General features: G+C 46.4%; 13 protein-coding genes. 7 read left to right on the top strand and 6 right to left on the bottom strand.

Features of this window, described 5'->3' with window-relative positions:
- Both leuS and EK374_RS14915 read right to left on the bottom strand, forming a co-directional pair.
- Positions 1-2589, bottom strand: a complete 2589-nt coding sequence (gene leuS, locus EK374_RS14920) for a leucine--tRNA ligase (protein WP_127025267.1) — start codon at positions 2587-2589, stop codon at positions 1-3.
- A gap of 176 nt (positions 2590-2765) precedes the next feature.
- Positions 2766-3932, bottom strand: a complete 1167-nt coding sequence (locus EK374_RS14915) for a serine hydrolase domain-containing protein (protein WP_127025265.1) — start codon at positions 3930-3932, stop codon at positions 2766-2768.
- Between the two features lie 150 nt (positions 3933-4082).
- On the opposite strand from EK374_RS14915, the gene EK374_RS14910 reads away from it, so the two are divergent.
- The 3 genes from EK374_RS14910 (at position 4083) to yjjG (ending at position 7886) form a co-directional block, all read left to right on the top strand.
- On the top strand, positions 4083-4538 hold the full coding sequence (locus EK374_RS14910; RefSeq protein ID WP_127025263.1) for a zinc ribbon-containing protein: 456 nt from the start codon (positions 4083-4085) through the stop codon (positions 4536-4538).
- 200 nt (positions 4539-4738) lie between these two features.
- Positions 4739-7129: a Lon protease family protein gene (locus EK374_RS14905; RefSeq protein ID WP_127025261.1), complete on the top strand. Its 2391-nt coding sequence runs from the start codon at positions 4739-4741 to the stop codon at positions 7127-7129.
- A gap of 73 nt (positions 7130-7202) precedes the next feature.
- Positions 7203-7886, top strand: coding sequence for a pyrimidine 5'-nucleotidase (yjjG, locus tag EK374_RS14900; protein WP_127025259.1), 684 nt, complete (start codon positions 7203-7205; stop codon positions 7884-7886).
- A 15-nt stretch (positions 7887-7901) separates the two neighbouring features.
- On the opposite strand, the gene EK374_RS14895 is transcribed toward yjjG, so the two are convergent.
- Positions 7902-8177: a hypothetical protein gene (locus EK374_RS14895; RefSeq protein WP_127025257.1), complete on the bottom strand. Its 276-nt coding sequence runs from the start codon at positions 8175-8177 to the stop codon at positions 7902-7904.
- 165 nt (positions 8178-8342) lie between these two features.
- The gene (locus tag EK374_RS14890; protein ID WP_127025255.1) at positions 8343-9248 is read right to left on the bottom strand and encodes an EF-hand domain-containing protein; all 906 of its coding nucleotides are present in this window, start codon (positions 9246-9248) and stop codon (positions 8343-8345) included.
- Between the two features lie 342 nt (positions 9249-9590).
- Here EK374_RS14890 and EK374_RS14885 point away from each other — a divergent pair, with 342 nt between their 5' ends.
- Positions 9591-10232 carry a DUF2959 domain-containing protein gene (locus tag EK374_RS14885; protein ID WP_127025253.1) on the top strand — a complete coding sequence of 214 codons (642 nt, stop codon included), beginning with the start codon at positions 9591-9593 and terminating at the stop codon, positions 10230-10232.
- A 12-nt stretch (positions 10233-10244) separates the two neighbouring features.
- Here the strand turns inward: EK374_RS14885 and EK374_RS14880 are convergent, their stop codons facing one another.
- On the bottom strand, positions 10245-10739 hold the full coding sequence (locus tag EK374_RS14880) for a hypothetical protein (RefSeq protein ID WP_127025251.1): 495 nt from the start codon (positions 10737-10739) through the stop codon (positions 10245-10247).
- A gap of 217 nt (positions 10740-10956) precedes the next feature.
- On the opposite strand from EK374_RS14880, the gene EK374_RS14875 reads away from it, so the two are divergent.
- The 3 genes from EK374_RS14875 to EK374_RS14865 are packed head-to-tail and all read left to right on the top strand — an operon-like array spanning position 10957 to position 13615.
- Entirely contained in the window at positions 10957-12798 is a 1842-nt protein-coding gene (locus EK374_RS14875) for a glycoside hydrolase family 3 N-terminal domain-containing protein (RefSeq protein WP_206099217.1), read from the top strand.
- A 3-nt stretch (positions 12799-12801) separates the two neighbouring features.
- The gene (locus tag EK374_RS14870; RefSeq protein WP_127025249.1) at positions 12802-13215 is read left to right on the top strand and encodes an ACT domain-containing protein; all 414 of its coding nucleotides are present in this window, start codon (positions 12802-12804) and stop codon (positions 13213-13215) included.
- A 13-nt stretch (positions 13216-13228) separates the two neighbouring features.
- Complete coding sequence (locus EK374_RS14865; protein WP_127025247.1) at positions 13229-13615, top strand: DoxX family protein; 387 nt, start codon at positions 13229-13231, stop codon at positions 13613-13615.
- 210 nt (positions 13616-13825) lie between these two features.
- On the opposite strand, the gene EK374_RS14860 is transcribed toward EK374_RS14865, so the two are convergent.
- Positions 13826-16627, bottom strand: coding sequence for a putative Ig domain-containing protein (locus EK374_RS14860; RefSeq protein ID WP_127025245.1), 2802 nt, complete (start codon positions 16625-16627; stop codon positions 13826-13828).
- Positions 16628-16884: the final 257 nt, after the last annotated feature.

Here is a 16884-nt window from a genome sequence, read left to right as displayed (position 1 = left end):
TTATCCTACGGCCAGACTCAGCAATTTACCCGGAACATAAATCACTTTACGGATAGTGACACCCTCCAGGAAACGCTGCACGTTTTCTTCAGCATGAGCAAGTTCCAGCACCTGAGCTTCAGTCGCATCCACTGAGACTGTTACTTTGGCGCGGACTTTACCGTTAATTTGTACCACCACCAGCTTTTCGTCTTCCACCATAGCAGCTGCATCAGCCACTGGCCATGGGCTTTGTTCCAGCGCAGTTGCAAAACCTAACTCTTTCCACAGGTACTGCGACAAGTGTGGTGTGATTGGGTTCAGTAACTGTACTAAGGTCTGAATACCTTCACGTTTCACTTGCTTGTCAGCATCTGTATCCACAGGCGCTTTTTGTACTTTGTTGGCCAGTTCCATAATAGCGGCAACAGCAGTGTTAAACACGTTACGACGGCCTATATCGTCAGACACTTTGGCTATGGTTTTGTGAATATCACGGCGCAGTGCTTTTTGGTCTGAGTTTAATTCCAAAGAGGTTAGCGCTGTGCTGAACAGCTCTTTATGATCGGCTGCCAAAGTCCAGATGCGGCGTAAGAAACGGTTTGCACCTTCTACGGCTGAATCCTGCCACTCCAGAGTTTGCTCTGGTGGCGCAGTAAACATCATAAATAAACGCACTGTGTCGGCGCCGTATTGGTCTATAACCAATTGCGGGTCAATACCGTTGTTTTTCGACTTGGACATTTTGCTCATGCCAGCGGATAACACCGGCTTGCCGTCCGTTTTTAAAATTGATGCGGTAATACGGCCTTTTTCGTCACGTTCCGTCGCAACATCGGCAGGAGAGAACCACTCTTTGCCACCGTTTTCTGTTTCACGGTAGAAAGTGTCTGCTAACACCATGCCTTGGCACAATAAACGTTTGAACGGTTCGTCGCACTGCACTAAACCTACGTCACGTAACAGTTTGTGGAAGAAACGTGAGTACAGTAAGTGCAAAATGGCGTGTTCAATACCACCAATGTACTGATCAACCGGCAGCCAGTAGTTGGCTTTGGCTGGGTCCAGCATAGCTTTGTCATGATCAGGGCTGCAGTAACGGGCATAGTACCAGCTCGATTCCATAAAGGTATCGAAGGTGTCAGTTTCATGCAAAGCGGCCTGGCCGTTGTAGGTGGTTTTTGCCCACTCCAGATCGGCTTTGATTGGCGAGGTTACACCGTTCATCACCACATCTTCAGGTAAACGCACCGGCAGCATATCTTCAGGAACAGGCACTTGAGTACCATCTTCCAGCGTCAGCATAGGGATAGGCGAACCCCAGTAACGTTGACGGGATACACCCCAGTCACGTAAACGGTAATTCACTTTGACCTGACCAATACCCATGGCCGTTAACTTGTCAGCTATGGCTTTAAAAGCAGCTGCGAAGTCTAAACCATTAAATTCGTCAGAGTTCACCAGCATGCCTTTTTCAGTAAAGGCAGCAGTGGTTAAATCGCACACTGCAGTGCTGCCAGCTTCAGGCTGAACTACTTGTTTAATCGCCAGACCGTATTTAGTGGCAAATTCATAATCGCGTTGATCGTGACCAGGCACGGCCATCACAGCACCTGAGCCGTAATGCATCAACACAAAGTTAGCAACCCACACCGGTACCTGTTCACCTGTTAATGGGTGAATAGCAAACAAGCCTGTTGGCGCGCCTTTTTTCTCCATGGTTGCCATGTCGGCTTCGGCCATTTTGCCGCCTTTGCACTCGTCAATAAAAGCCTGTAATTCTGGATTATTAACTGCTGCTTGTTGGGCTAATGGATGCTGAGCGGCCACTGCTACGTAAGTCACGCCATATAAAGTGTCCGGACGTGTGGTGTAGACAGTCATGGATTGATCTGAACCTGCCACTTTAAACTCGATCTCTACGCCTTCTGAGCGGCCGATCCAGTTTTTCTGCATGGTTTTGACTTGCTCAGGCCAGTCGTCTAACTGGTCTAAGTCTTGTAATAATTCTTCGGCGTAATCTGTGATTTTAATAAACCATTGCGCCAGATCACGCTGTTCTACCAAAGCACCTGAACGCCAGCCGCGGCCATCAATCACTTGCTCGTTGGCCAATACGCACTGATCCACTGGGTCCCAGTTTACTGTGGCCATTTTTTTGTAGACCAGGCCTTTTTCGAATAACTTGGTAAAGAACCATTGTTCCCACTTGTAGTATTCAGGTTTACAGGTCGCGACTTCACGGTCCCAGTCGTAACCAAAACCTAAGCGTTTCAGCTGGCCTTTCATGTAGTCGATATTGGCGTAGGTCCATTTGGCTGGTGCTGTTTTATTGGCAATAGCAGCGTTTTCTGCTGGTAAACCAAAAGCATCCCACCCCATAGGCTGCATGACGTTTTTGCCTTGCATACGCTGGAAGCGGCTGATCACATCACCGATAGTGTAGTTACGCACATGGCCCATATGTAAACGGCCACTTGGGTACGGGAACATAGAGAGGCAGTAGTATTTTTCTTTCGAAGCATCTTCTACTACTTTAAAGGCGTTTGTTTGTTCCCATTCCTTTTGCAGCTGCTGTTCAATCAACTGCGGATTATATTGTTCGTGCATTAAAAACCTTCCAACATGACGTCAAAACCAGACCGATAAAACCGGCGGGAAAAATTGCCGCTAGCATACCGCAAGCGAGGGGGGCGCAACAACAGGCACTCTTGGGAATATCACTATTGCACGGCACAAAAAATAGCGCCGTGCAAAAAGCTTAACCATGAAAAAACACTCTTGTTCTATTTGTGGGGACGGTTTGGCAATGACTTCAGTACTTTGCCAACCAGTTGATTCAGTTCATCGCCATTGCCAATCCAGCGCGCCACCATCAGCAGATCGTTGTCTTTGTCGATGTAAATAATATTGCGGCCCGCGCCCTGAAAAGTAACAGCGGTTGCTGGCGCATTGGGCAGAGCTTTACGGCCCGGGTTTAAAAACCAGTTGGCAAAACCGTATTCAGGGTTGGCAGAACCGCCAGTGCTGGCAAGCCGGATCCATTCTTTATTAATTAGCTGTTGGTCCTGCCACTTGCCATCGTGCAAAAATAAATAACCAAAACGGGCTAAATCCCAGGCGTTGATGAACATGCCGCCGCCCCAATGACCGCCTCCTGATACAGACTGTATCTTCTGACCATCCAGCTCAATCCAGCTATTGTCATAGCCATACCAGCGCCAGGTCGATGACGCGCCAATAGGGGTCATGATTTGTTCGTTCAGCACTTGAGGCAGAGGTTTACGCCAGACATACAAAGTCGATAGCGCCAGCAGATTCACCCGCACATCATTGTATTTGTAATGGCTACCCGGCGTGCGTAAAGGCCGCTTTGGCCAGTCGGCCGGCGTTTTGCCTTCAGGTCGGTCAGCCCAGTCCGGTTTGCCCCATAAGGTGCCTTGCCAGTCGCTGGTTTGACGTAGCAGATGATCCCAGCGGATTTGGCTGTTGTGTGCGCCCTGATATAAATCCACACCATGTGGCATATAGCCATCTACTTTGTCCTGCAGGTTACGAATTAAGCCCTGTTGCCAGGCAAGGCCTGTCACTGTGGTTAAAAAGGTTTTAGTGATGCTATGGGTCATATCCACGGCCAGGGTATCACCCCACTGCGCTATTACTGCGCCTTTGTAAATAATAAGGCCGTTGGCAGGAGAGCGGGTTTTCATAGGGCCAATGATCTGATCGTACGGCTCTTTGGCGCCAAAAGTAGTGGCCTGATTAATGGCCTGATCCGGATCCGCTTGGTTTTCAGCCTGAATAGCGTAGTCCACAGCCTGTTGCAGCAAGGTGGCGTCCACTTTTAATTCGGCCGCTGGTATTTGTTGCCACTGACCTGCAGGAGGAAAGTAGTCGGCTGCATGGGCACTGCTGAAGGCGGCCACTGCGATAAAAGCACAAAAAAGTTTCATGGGTATATCCTGATAAAATTCTGCCATCAGACTGAGCTTTAGTAGCCAAAGCTGCAATAGAGTCTGCGATTAAACAACCCGGCTACAGGTTTAAAATCCAGCCTGCTGATTTTGTCCGTCTATACTAAGACTAAGCAGTAAGGAGGGATTATGTCCGAATTTAAAGAAAAATATCAGAATTGGCTCAATGAGTTAGCCACTATGTTTAAAGAAGGGCGGCAGCAGCAACTGGATAATCTGGTGGGTTTTGCCGACACAGTTAAAGCTTATATCAAAGCAGGGAAAGAGCTGACGGCTTATGAAACTCAGCTTTTTATCGAAACCTTTAAACGTCAGGCCACAGAAGCAGAACAAGCGCCATCTCTCTGGCCTGAAACCCTGTGGTACGAGCTTTCGCTCATTACCGATAAAACCCAGATCGAATGGCAGGAACTGATGCAGGATTTGGATCATCAGGGTACGTATCTGCAAGGTGAAGAAGTAGGTATGGGACTGTATCAATGCCAACAGTGTCAGCAACAACAGGCCTTTTACCATCCGGCTGAATTGGGTGCTTGTGTATATTGCGGAGGGACTCATTACAGCCGTCAGGGTCTGCCTTTTTAAAACCGTCGTCCTTGAAGCTGCAGCTTTGTTGACTGCGCCACTCGCCCTAGTCACATAGGTTAACTATGCTCCTGGGGGCTCACAGGTTTGTCGCTTCCCTGCAACTCCAAGTTACTTAGGTTTACATCCTTCATTTTATTCAATGATTTGTTAAGATGACGGAAATTGTAGTTTTCATCTTTTAACACTGAGCAGGTTGCATGACGCACAACAGCCATAAATATGCTTTAACCGCCGAACATTTAGGCCCACAACTTGATAAAAACCTGATCCAGCAAGCGCTGGATGTCACTGGTTTATCCAGCACTTTTATTGGCCAGGACAGAGCAAAGGCAGCATTAAATTTTGCCATCGGCATGGATATGCCGGGTTATAACCTCTATGTGATGGGCGAGCCCGCTTTAGGCCGTTACACCTTAGTGCAGGATATTTTGCAGCAAGCGGCCAGCGAAAAAGCCACGCCAGACGACTGGTGTTATATCAATAACTTTGATGATGAACGTATTCCGGGCACTTTACGTTTAGTGCCGGGTGAAGGCAAAGTGCTGGTGAAAAAGGTCGAAGCCTTAATAGACGAGCTGCTCGATACCTTTCCGGCCGCTTTTGATAACCCGGGCTATCAGCGCAAGAAAAAAGCCATACATCAGGCCTTTGACGACAAATACGAAGCAGCTATTGCTTTGGTGGAACGCAAAGCCTTAGAGCAACAAGTAGTGCTGTACGAAGAAAACGGTGCGGTCAGCTTTTCTCCTGTGGTCGATGGCAAAGCACTGGATGACAACGAGTTTGCCAATTTGTCGGAAGAAAAAAGGCAGTTTTTCTATGACTTAGTCTCTGAGCTTGAAACCATATTAAACGAGCAGTTGCTGGAATTACCGCAGTGGAAACGTGAACTGTCGGAAAACCTGCGTGCCTTGCGCCGTGAAACCATAGAACAAGCCATTAAGCCATTGCTGAAACAACTGGAACACGACTATGCCGGTGAACTGGGCGTGTTGCGTTATCTGCGGGATATGAAACCGGCCTTGGTCAAAGCTATGCTGGAGCTGCTGCCGGAAGAAGCCGAAAGCGATAAACTGGAAGAGCTGGATATTCGCAGCATTTTTGTCGGCGACTTTGTGCCTAATGTGCTGATGCATCACGAATTAATGGACGGCGCTCCTATCATTTTTGAACCGAACCCAAGCTATGGCAATTTATTTGGCCGGGTGGAATACAGCTCGATGCAGGGCTCTTTGTACACCAATTACCGTATGATCCGCCCTGGTGCTTTGCACAAAGCCAATGGTGGTTATCTGGTATTGGATGCGGATCGTTTATTGTCACAGCCCGGTGTCTGGGATGCATTAAAGCTGGCACTGAAAAGTGGCGAAATTGTTATCGACACCTTAAGTGATCATGCGGTGACTAACTCCACCATCATTACCCCAAAGGCTATCCCACTGAGCGTTAAAGTCGTACTGCTGGGATCGCGCGATTTGTATTATCTGGTGCAGGACGTGGACGACGAATTCAACGAGCTGTTCCGCGTCTTAGCTGACTTTGAGCATTATCTGCCTTTTAACGAGCAGACAGTGCGCTATATGTCGCTGCAAATTCAGGATCAAATCCAGCAAATGGAGATGGAAACCTTGTCCGCCTGCGGTTTAAAGCAGTTACTGAATTTTAGTTTCCGTCAGGCCGAACATCAGCGCAAACTGTCAGCCCGTTTTGCTGAAGTGCTGGAGCTGGTGCGCGAAGCCTGTTTTTACGCTGCTCAGCACGATTCCACAGAACTGCGTGCTGAACATGTGCAAATGGCGTTGCAAGGCAAACAGTACCGCACAGGTCGCATCAGCGAGTCCTTTTTGGAAGACATTCAGGAAGGTCAGATTTTAATAGACACGGACGACTGGGCTGTTGGCAAAATTAACGGTTTAACCGTACTGGAAATTGGCGATACAGCTTTTGGTACTCCAGCCCGGATCAGTACCACTGTCTTTGCCGGTTCTACCGGTGTGGTGGATATTGAACGTGAAGTTGAGCTGGGTAAATCCATTCACTCCAAAGGCGTAATGCTGCTGACAGGTTACTTAGGTGCGAAATACGCCCAGCATTTTCCACTGACCTTGTCGGCCAATATTGCCATGGAGCAATCCTATGGCTTAATAGATGGCGACAGTGCGTCCCTGGCTGAGGTTTGTGCGCTGATTTCCGCTATCGCTGATATTCCTATTACCCAAAGTCTGGCTGTGACAGGTTCAATTAACCAACATGGTCAGGTACAAGCTATAGGCGGTGTCAACGAAAAAATTGAAGGTTTTTTCCGCTTATGTCAGTCCCGTGGTTTAACAGGGAAACAAGGCTGTATTATTCCAGCCAGCAACCAGTTGAATCTGGTGCTAAATGATGAAGTGATTAAAGCGGTAGAGCAGGGCCAGTTCCATATTTATGTGGTCAAAGGGGTGGATGAAGCGTTGGAACTTCTGATGGATATGCCAGCAGGTGAGCGCAATAGCAAAGGCCAGTATCCAAAACGCACCATCAACTACCTGGCGCTGCGCCGTCTGGAAGACATCGCCGATATAGTCAACGGCTCTTCTGACGATTAACCTTCTGGGTCAGAGCTATCCGCTCTGACCCGCAAATCTTAGGTTTCCTCTACTACACAATAAGAGTATTTACGTGAAAGCTTTTAACTGGATTTTATTCGACGCCGACGAAACCTTGTTTCATTTTGACGCTTACGCAGGTTTGCAGCTGCTGTTTAAGGGGTATGGCGTGGATTTTACCGCCCAACATTATGATGACTATCAGGCGTTAAATCAGCCACTCTGGTTGCAGTATCAAAGTGGTGAGATCAGTGCAAAACGCTTGCAGGAACAACGTTTTAGCTATTGGGGGCAGCAGTTAAATGTCGCGCCTGCAGCACTGAATGCAGGTTTTTTACAGGCCATGGCCGAAGTTTGCACCCCTTTGCCTGGTGCTGTCAGTTTACTTAATGCACTGCAGGGGAAAGCCAAATTAGGCATTATCACCAATGGCTTTACCGACTTACAGCAAATACGTTTAGAGCGTACAGGCCTGCATAATCACTTTGATATTCTGGTGATCTCCGAACAGGTTGGAGCTGCTAAACCTCATCCTCAGATCTTTACACACGCCAAACAGCTGATGGGGCAGCCTGATCCAGCCACAGTGTTAATGGTGGGGGATAACCCAATAGCGGATATAGGCGGTGGTAAAGAGGCTGGTTTTTATACCTGCTGGCTGAATCGTTTTGGTGCGACTTTGCCAACAGGTATCACTGCAGATTTGGAAGTGCAGTCTCTTGCAGAGCTTGAAGCAGCATTAAGCGCTTTTCTCTGATCCAAGGACAGAAAGTTAAAACATGGAGTTCAGTTTACCGCTGAACCATAAAGCGGCGACAAAGGCTGGTGTTGCTGTCAGCTGTACCAGCCATAAGCCGGTTTTTTGCGCCTTGCCTAATGGGCCAAAACGACGGATCAAAGTAAACAGGCTTCCCATCGCCGGCAGGTAACAGACCAGCGGCATAAACCAGCCTGAGCTGTAGCTGCAGGCCATATTAAAAGCAACTGCAGCAGTAATAGTGGCGGCTATATGGAACTGGGTAGACGCTGAAACAGTTGTTGATTTCATGGTTGAGTCCTTAATGTTTGTTGAAGTAACTTGCGTTAATACAAAGACACCAGGACCACTAAAACTGTGACAAGAATTTTTAAATTTATTTTATAAAAGGGGCCAGCCTCCTTGCCTGATGCCCCGAAACTCCTGACTTTTACACTCTTTTATCTGATGCTTTTTTCAGGCTCTCATGTTTACTGCTGAGCCTGATTGGCTATTTGTTTTGGTAAATCCACCGTAAGTGTCCATCAGCTGTTGCATGGTACGGCTAAGCAACTTACTGATACTTTCACTCTGGTCTGAACCAGTGCTGACCTTGCTGGCTAAAGACGACTCAGCCTGTTGGCTTTCTCTGAAGCTGTTCGCTTCCTGCATCGTTACTTTGCCATCACCATCGCTATCGGCACTGTCAAAGTTATCGATCAGAGACTGTAAAGTGGCGGCCATCTCTGAGTCCGTTTCTCCTGTTGAATCCAGCAGTGCGGTCAGCTCTTCCGCTGTTATTCCACTATCTTGATTAGGGCTGCCCATAGCGCCAGGAGGAGGTGGTGGCATAGCCTGGGCTGAACTTGCGCCAGCACTATCTTCAGTACTTTGCTTGTAAGCCATAGCTTCTTGCATTGTCACTTTGCCATCACCGTCTGTATCGGCAGTATCAAAGTTATCCAACAAGGATTGCAGGCCTTCGCTGGACTTTTCATCGTCCTGCTCCAACTCTTCCAGCATAGCTGTCAGCTCGTCTTTTGATTTGCCATTGTCCTGAGGTGGCGCAGGTCTGGGACCCATAGTACCCTGAGCGCTGTACAGTAAATTGCTGAAATTATCGCTGAACTCATAGCTGGTCAGTTGACCATCTCCATCAGAGTCCAGTGAGCTAAACAACTCCTTACTTTTTGTGCTGGCTTCGTCGTTTTGCAGACCGCTCAACAGGCTCGAAAAGTCGCTTTGCTCTAAATAGCCTTTATTTTGACTGTCTAATTTACCGAATAAATTGCCAGCAGCTTCAGTCAGTTGCTCCTTACTGAGTTGCGGCCTTGTGGTGTACCCCGTGTTGTATGCACTCTGGGCAGAGAATTGAATGCTCATTCATGCTCTCCATTGAATACGATCGGAATTGATCGCCCAAATAACGCTGCAAAGTGCCGACCAAGACTGGTTTAGATTTGTGTGTTACGGGTAAAGTTGGGTAAGGAAAGGTTGGTAAAGGTTTGTCGGCAAGTGCTGTTGTTTAACAAAAGATGTAAAAACGCTTTTGAGCATGACAGTTTTTTGGCAGCCCCTGAGCAAGTGGCAAGGTTTTGCCTGCCTCTGGTTTGCCTGTCGAACATTACAAGTTGGGGTGCATTCTCAGCCTAAGCTCTGTACTATCTGTACTTTAGTATAAAGTTTTATTCCAACGATAATTCGTGTGAAAGAATGGAGTGATGGATGCGTCGAATTCCTGTATTACTGCTGCTTAGCCTGTGTTTGGGCGGCTGCCAGCAAGCTTACTTCGCCACTATGGAAAAGTTTGGTGTAGAAAAACGCGAAATTCTGGTGGACAGGGTAAAAGATGCCCGTGACGCTCAGGTGGAAGGGCAACAACAGTTTAAAGATGCGCTGGATGAATTGAGTCAGTTACTGAAGTTTCATGGCGGCGACTTGCAGACTAAATACGAAGAGCTGGACTCTGAGTATCAGCAAAGCGTGAAAGCTGCTGAACTGGTCAGCAGCCGTATCAACAAAGTGGAATCAGTGGCTGACGCTTTGTTTGATGAATGGCGTGACGAATTAGACCAGTACCAAAGCGCCAGTTTAAAAGCCCAAAGCAAACAAAAGCTGGTCACTACAGAAAAACAGTTTGATGTACTGTTGAAAAAGATGCGTTCCGCTGAAAAGAAAATGCAGCCTGTGCTTAAAATCATGCACGATAATGTACTGTTTTTAAAGCATAACTTAAATGCCAAAGCCATAGGCTCTATTCAGACTGATTTTGCCGGTTTACAGCAGAACGTCAGTAGCCTTGTCAGCGAAATGAACAAGGCGATAGCGGATTCGAATAAGTTTATTGCGCAGATGCAGACGGAATAGGTCGCAACAGGCCTATTGGTTAATTGGCTCTTGTTGTGTTGTGGTTGGGGCTGGTGCCCCAGCCGGTTTTAACAATTCCAGCTGAGCTTTGGCTTGCTGCTCTTCATCTTTTTGTTTAATACGCACTAACGAAGCGTAAAACTGCGCCGCAGTAAAAGACTGAGTGGATTGGATCAGATCACTGACATCCGCTGTGCTTTGCTGCAACATCTGCTTAAATATCTCCAGATGACCATTTTTCTGCAGTAAAGGCGCTAAGTTCGTTTCCTCAGCACCATCTCTGATGGTGTAGTACTTCAGTAATAACTCGGCTCTGGCCGCTAAAGTCAAAACAGGAGCATCTGCAGCACGAACCGGGCCGGCCGTTGTTTGTTTTTGTTCCGTTTGGACTGCCGTTTTTTCTGGCTTCACTTCGGTTTGAGTCAGGGAATTAAACAAAAAAGCGGAGACAATCAAACCACTAAACAAACCCCAGAAATAGCTTAACAATGGTGTGGGCTTATACATAACAACCTGTCCGGATACGGCATAACAACAAAAGACTAGGGGGATTATAACTGTCCAGACCTGCATCAATGCAAACTTTTATCGGTTTTTCTGCTGCAGACCCATAGATTTTCCGCTATCGGGTTGGATTTTATACAGTGGCTATAGAAAGCTGAGCCTTTGCCCTGATCCTCCTGCCTGATATAGTGGCGCCATAAACTCAGGATGTGGTGACAAGATGAAACAATATGCACTGCTGCTGGCTGTAATGACGTTAAGTGCAGGAGGTTGTATGGGACAAAAATCAGTAGATCCGCAAGAATTACGCCGTCAGATTGGGCAAAAACTGATGATTGACCTGCGCCACTTTTGCGCTGAAGGCTCCTCAGCTGCATGCAAAACCGACTTAACTGAATTACCTAAAGAATTTGCCGACGCCATAACGCAGCTGCATTTAGGTGGCGTGATTTTATTTGCCAATAATTTAAAAGATAAAAACCAAATCCGTCGTTTAACTACTGATTTACAGCAAGCCAGCAGTGATGGATTGCCGTTGTTGATAGGTATCGATCAGGAAGGCGGTCGGGTGGCTCGTCTGCCAACTCAAGAGTTTCCGGCCTTTGCAGGTAATATGGCTATAGGTGCTACTTTGGCATCGTCAGGCAATAGTTTTGCCACTGATGTAGGTAAAGCCATAGCGCAGCAATTAAGCTCCCTTGGTATTAACTTAAACTTCGCTCCTAGTCTGGATGTAAATAACAATCCGGCGAATCCAGTGATCAACGCCCGCTCTTTTGGTGACAATGCTGCTGCAGTAGCGCAGGCTGGAGGCGCCATGCTCAGTGCCATGCAGGCTGCAGGCGTACTTGGCACCATTAAACATTTCCCTGGCCATGGTGATACTCATGTTGATAGTCACACTGGTTTGCCTTTGGTGGAACATGATAAAGCGACCGTTGAAGCAGTCGATTTGTATCCGTTTAGGCAACTTATCAAGCAGCATCAACCCGCTATGGTGATGACGGCTCATATTCAGTATCCGGCGCTGGATAACAGCAGTTTGACCACGAAATCCGGCGAAGCTGTGATCAAACCCGCTACCTTATCCCGCGCTATTCTGACCGACTTATTGCGTGAAGATATGGGGTTTGACGGCATCATTATTACCGACGCGCTAAATATGGCTGGTATCAGTCAGTTTTTTACCCCAGCTGAAGCTGTGATCCAAACCTTTGCTGCTGGTGCAGATATAGCGCTGATGCCTTATGAAATGAAAACGCCTGCTGATATCAAAGCCTTGGCTGTATTGATTGATCAGGTGGTGGCCGCAGTGCAACATGGCAAACTCAACGCTGCCGAAGTCGCAGAATCGGCTCAACGTATCACTCACTTACGTCAGCAACTTTCGACCAAACAGCATGCGCTTGTATTACCGGACAACGAACGTTTAGCCGATGATTTGAAACTAGAGCAACAACTCGCAGAAGCCAGCCTGACGTTGGTTGGTGATAATAAATTACAGTTACCGCTGAATTTAGCCGCTTTAAAGCTACACCTGATTGCTCCTGATCAAACCAAATGCCAAAGCTGGTTACAGGCATTGACTTTATGGGGCGTGAAGCCAGAGTCAGTCACATGCAGTGATTTAACCTCTTTAGAGCAACATCTGGCGTTACGGCAGATTAAGCAGGCTGATCTGGTGCTGGGCTCACTGATTTCGCCCGCTCAAAGTGCTGCTGAACTCGGGGTATTGGCTGACTTACAGGCCTTGCCCGCTATGAAGCTGACTGTGTCTGAACAAAAACAGTTGTTAGTCCAATTGTTACAACAGGCCAAAGCGCAAGGCAAAAAGACGGTGATGGTATCGCTACGCACCCCTTATGAGCTGGCTGAGTTTGCAAAGAGTGCAGACGTACGACTGGCAACTTACAGCTATAACCAGAAAGGTCAAACAGCGCTGCGACCATTTTCAGGCCCGGCTTATGATGCGGTGATAGCATTTTTACTTGGAAAAATTCAAGCCCGCGGTCAGCTGCCTGTGTCTTTAACGACAGCAGACGGCCAGGCTCAAAGGAGATAAGAAATGACAGCTGCTATCAAAGCACTGGATCAGTTAATCAGTACTATGCAGCCAGAGTTGCAGCCGGAGCTTTATGTGTATTGTGTTTGGCCTTTAAATAAAAGCTGGCACGGGCCTTTGCCTCTGGCCACTTTTAGAGAAAAAGAAGGCCTGACCCTGGTGCTGACAGAACAGCAGGCACAAGACTATCAACTGGATATTTTATTCAGAGCACGTTGGATCAGCCTGACAGTGCATTCAGATTTAGAAGCTGTAGGTTTAACTGCAGCTTTTGCTAAAGCCTTAGCTGATAGAGGTTTAAGCTGTAACGTATTTGCCGGTGCTTACCATGATCATCTGCTGGTGCCTGTGCATCAGGCGGAGGAAGCTCTGTTGGCATTAGAGCAACTACAACAAAGTAAGCAAAACAAGACGTAGAAAGGGAAGGTGAATGTCATTACAACAAATTTTCGGCTGGGGCACCTTACGCCTGGCCGTCGCGGGATTGATAGGCGCACATGGCTGGCACAGAGCGTTAACCGGAGGCGTCGAACCTTTTGGTCAATGGCTGGATAATCACGGCTGGCCTATGGGCGTATTAATAGCTGTTGCTATCACTGCCTTTGAAATCATCGGGACTTTATTTTTGGCATTAAACCGTTATGTCACTTTGGTTTGTTTGGGCTATGTAGGTATTTACGCGACCGGAATTGCTATTTTACACGCCAAAGCCGGCTGGTTTGTTGTGGGGCCAGGCCGTAACGGTGCTGAATTTAGTGCTTTACTGATTTTGGTGTTGCTCTGTGTGGCAGTTCATCATTGGCCATCAAGGCGATAGTGCAGGAGCTTCACTTATACCTAATCTCTGACTCAAGAGAGCCAAAAAGGTGTGGTCACTACTCTAAAATGAACCGCCATAAAGAAGGTACCGCAGCTTTAGGGAGAAGGTATTTAGTGGAATCAAAGGCAGGGAACACACTATCCCAGAGAGCGGGTTACTGAAAAGAACAAGGGGCTCAATGAGCCCCTCAATTTAGATCATACGCAGTTAAACTTGTCTGGTTCTGCGGCTAAACGTCAGTGCAGCTAAAGCAAATAAAACATACCAGCCTAAACTACCGCTTGAACCTTTTGGTTGCACTACTGGTGGTGGCGGCGGTGGCTCTGTTGCTTCAAACTTCAGGGTTGTCTGTGATACAGCTCCTGCGCTGTCTGTTGCGGTGATCAGGCTGCTGAAACTTCCTGCAGTAGTCACTTTTCCGGCAATTGTGCTACCAGACAGAGTTAAACCTGCTGGTAAGTCGCTTGCGCTGAAACTAATTGCATGCCCTTCAGCATCAGTGAACAGACTGTTTAGGTCAACAGATACAGTTTGTACAGTGGTCATACTCAGACTGGCAGATCCTGTCAGGGCTGGTGCCGCGTTTACAGCTAAGGCCAATGTATGAGTGCTGGTTGCACCTTTATTGTCTTTAATTACGACAGTCAATTGATGAGACTGACCTGCAGTGATAGTGCCGCTGATTATTCCTCTGCTGGTAACAGTCAGTTCAGCTGTTGAGGTTATTTCATACGTTAAAACAGAGCCTTCAGGGTCAGCAAAGTACTCATTTAAATCAAGTAAAAAAGTCTTATTTTGATTCAGTTGTGGAACCACCCATGCCTGAGTAGGGGCTGGAGCCTTATTGTTTTGAAAACTCAAACTAATATCAGTATATAAACCTTTACTATCTGTCGCTCTGACAATAACTTCATTGGCAGAAAGAGTGCTGCCATCATAGCTAAAAGTACCTTTATCTGACAGTGACATGCCTGAAACCGGAGTAAACAGGCTGAACATTACTGTATCTCCAATGTCTTTGTCTGCAACCAGGCTTGCTAACTCTGTTGTGTAGCCAATACCTTCATGTAATTGCATAACTGCAGGCTTGGCTAACAAGTCTGGAGCTCTGTTCACCATGAATTGTTTGAATGCTACAACATTGTCTGAACTTTGCAGGTAAAGGTAAGAACCTAACATAAATGCATTTCGTAGATTCCATGAATCACCAACATCAATACCATCTATTGTGGTTGGAATTCCTGAAGTTTTATCAAACTGCAGTACGTCGATCACCTCTGAATTGTATTGGTTTAACGCGAAGTTATTATCAATATAAGCTAAGGCATTCTCATTGATATTGTTGACAGACAGCAGGGTAAATTTAGAATCTATCTGCTGAAAAACATAAAGTGTGGCGCCATACTTCACATGTAATTGTTGTCCGGCTGCCGTGATCTGTACTGCACCCCAACCTGAAGACGGCATATCAAACACTTCTTTTTGCTTCAACCGGCCATTTTCAACACTGAGTTCGTGGATTGCGTTGTAGCCGCTATTGTATATGTACAGTTTGCCGTTTAACTCTGCACTGTTATTCAGTTCCGGAATTGCTGTGAAGTCATTTACACCAGCAACAGCACTGTCCAGATAAGATAGGGTACTGTCTGCGATCTGGAATAAATGTAGTCTACCTCCACCGTCTACCAATAAGTAAGAACCCAACATACGGATGCCGGATGAGTAACCTATTCTGTTTACGTCCGAAACAAGTCTATTTAAATCAAATTCTTTGACCAAAGTAACAGTTTCAGCGACCGGGTCGAAGTTAAAAAGACGTACCAGATTGCCTCGTGCGGCGACCAGTGAGGTCTCATTAAGTTTGGCTATGGTGCCGGAACCGTTTCCATTTGCAGGTAAAATTTCGTCGGAAAAAAATGTCTTTATATTGCTTAGCTTGCCATTTGTGTCAGCTTTATATAAATCACTTAGGTTTGAGTCTGATCTGAGTAAATAGCGGTCAGCAAACTGAATTTGACTGCCTAATGTTAGGTCGTGTTGTAACCATGCCAGACTTTGCTCACCACGGTTCAATGATATTTGCGGAGCATTTAGTCCTTGATTGAAATAATGGATACCACCATTCTCGATAGTCAACAAACGGCCATTGAGCTGTGCCATATTGACAAGGTTTTGAGTGTAGATGCTTTCGCTACCTGTTATAGCGGTACCGTTTAAGGTTAAAGCATGGATCTCATTACTGTATGCTGCAAATAATGTATCTGCAGACAACGAAATTTTACTTGGGCTGTAATTCGGTAAATTAAAACCACTGGTGTTGGTGATTTCTTGTAACACTCCATCAGCCTGCACATGAAGTTGCGTGATGGAGCCATTCGCAATAAACAAATTACCTGAAGATCCGGAGTAGGCAATGTTGTTCTGGTCAGGGAAACCTGATGGAAGCTCGAAAGTAGAAATCAAACTAAATTGATTGAGTGCATCGCCTTTGTAACTTTTTATTTCATATCTATAAGTCGTGTACGAATAACCACCGGAAATCAGCAAGTTTTTAGTTTCGTCGTAGACAACAAAACTAAGATTATCCGGCCGGCGAAACAGTTCTTTTGATATAAAGCTGTTGGTACTGGTATTAAAAGTGGTAAGAACAAAATTATAATCAGGATAGCGGAATACAGAACCAATGTAACTATTTCCCTCTGAGCCATAGCTGTTGACGAAACTGCTGTCGATTTGACGCCTTGCCAGCTTATTAAGACTTCCATCTGCCGCAACAGAAAAAGCCTGTATTTCTCTGTTGTTTTGTATGAAAAGGACAGATGCGTCTGAGTTAAAGCGCACTGCTGAACCTGAGTCAACCTCTAATTCTGCAAAAGTATAATTCTTCAGCGTTGTGTATTGCCCGTCAGTAAAACGCAAAAGACTTAAGCCATTCGTGCTGTATGCTGCTATCAGATTGTCGCCAACAGCCAAGGCTGTGGATTTATGCAAAAAGCCTTCTTGTTGCACTATCTCATTCGACAATAGCAAAGGTTGAGGACTGACAGCTTGAAATGAGCTGTTTGGTATTTGTTTGTACAGTGGTATGTCAAAGGCGGATACTGAGGAGGATAAAAGCACGGCAATAGCGCATGCAATAGATTTAACACGCAACATCTATACAATTCCTTGTAATTTTTAAAGTAGTGGGGTTATAAAAAAAAGAATCATACAATTGCGCTTAATATAAAATCAATTTTTTTGTTTAGTACAGTTCACATCTTTGT

The organism is Rheinheimera mangrovi, assembly GCF_003990335.1.
Classification (GTDB): Bacteria; Pseudomonadota; Gammaproteobacteria; order Enterobacterales; family Alteromonadaceae; genus Pararheinheimera; species Pararheinheimera mangrovi.
This window is presented reverse-complemented; position numbering and strand designations above follow the sequence as displayed.

Coding starts and splice junctions, on each gene's coding strand:
- EK374_RS14890 (WP_127025255.1), bottom strand. CDS start 9,248: ATGAGCATTCAATTCTCTGCCCAGAGTGCATACAACACGGGGTACACC.
- EK374_RS14870 (WP_127025249.1), top strand. CDS start 12,802: ATGACAGCTGCTATCAAAGCACTGGATCAGTTAATCAGTACTATGCAG.
- EK374_RS14895 (WP_127025257.1), bottom strand. CDS start 8,177: ATGAAATCAACAACTGTTTCAGCGTCTACCCAGTTCCATATAGCCGCC.
- EK374_RS14905 (WP_127025261.1), top strand. CDS start 4,739: ATGACGCACAACAGCCATAAATATGCTTTAACCGCCGAACATTTAGGC.
- leuS (WP_127025267.1), bottom strand. CDS start 2,589: ATGCACGAACAATATAATCCGCAGTTGATTGAACAGCAGCTGCAAAAG.
- EK374_RS14880 (WP_127025251.1), bottom strand. CDS start 10,739: ATGTATAAGCCCACACCATTGTTAAGCTATTTCTGGGGTTTGTTTAGT.
- EK374_RS14910 (WP_127025263.1), top strand. CDS start 4,083: ATGTCCGAATTTAAAGAAAAATATCAGAATTGGCTCAATGAGTTAGCC.
- EK374_RS14865 (WP_127025247.1), top strand. CDS start 13,229: ATGTCATTACAACAAATTTTCGGCTGGGGCACCTTACGCCTGGCCGTC.
- EK374_RS14875 (WP_206099217.1), top strand. CDS start 10,957: ATGAAACAATATGCACTGCTGCTGGCTGTAATGACGTTAAGTGCAGGA.
- EK374_RS14915 (WP_127025265.1), bottom strand. CDS start 3,932: ATGAAACTTTTTTGTGCTTTTATCGCAGTGGCCGCCTTCAGCAGTGCC.
- EK374_RS14885 (WP_127025253.1), top strand. CDS start 9,591: ATGCGTCGAATTCCTGTATTACTGCTGCTTAGCCTGTGTTTGGGCGGC.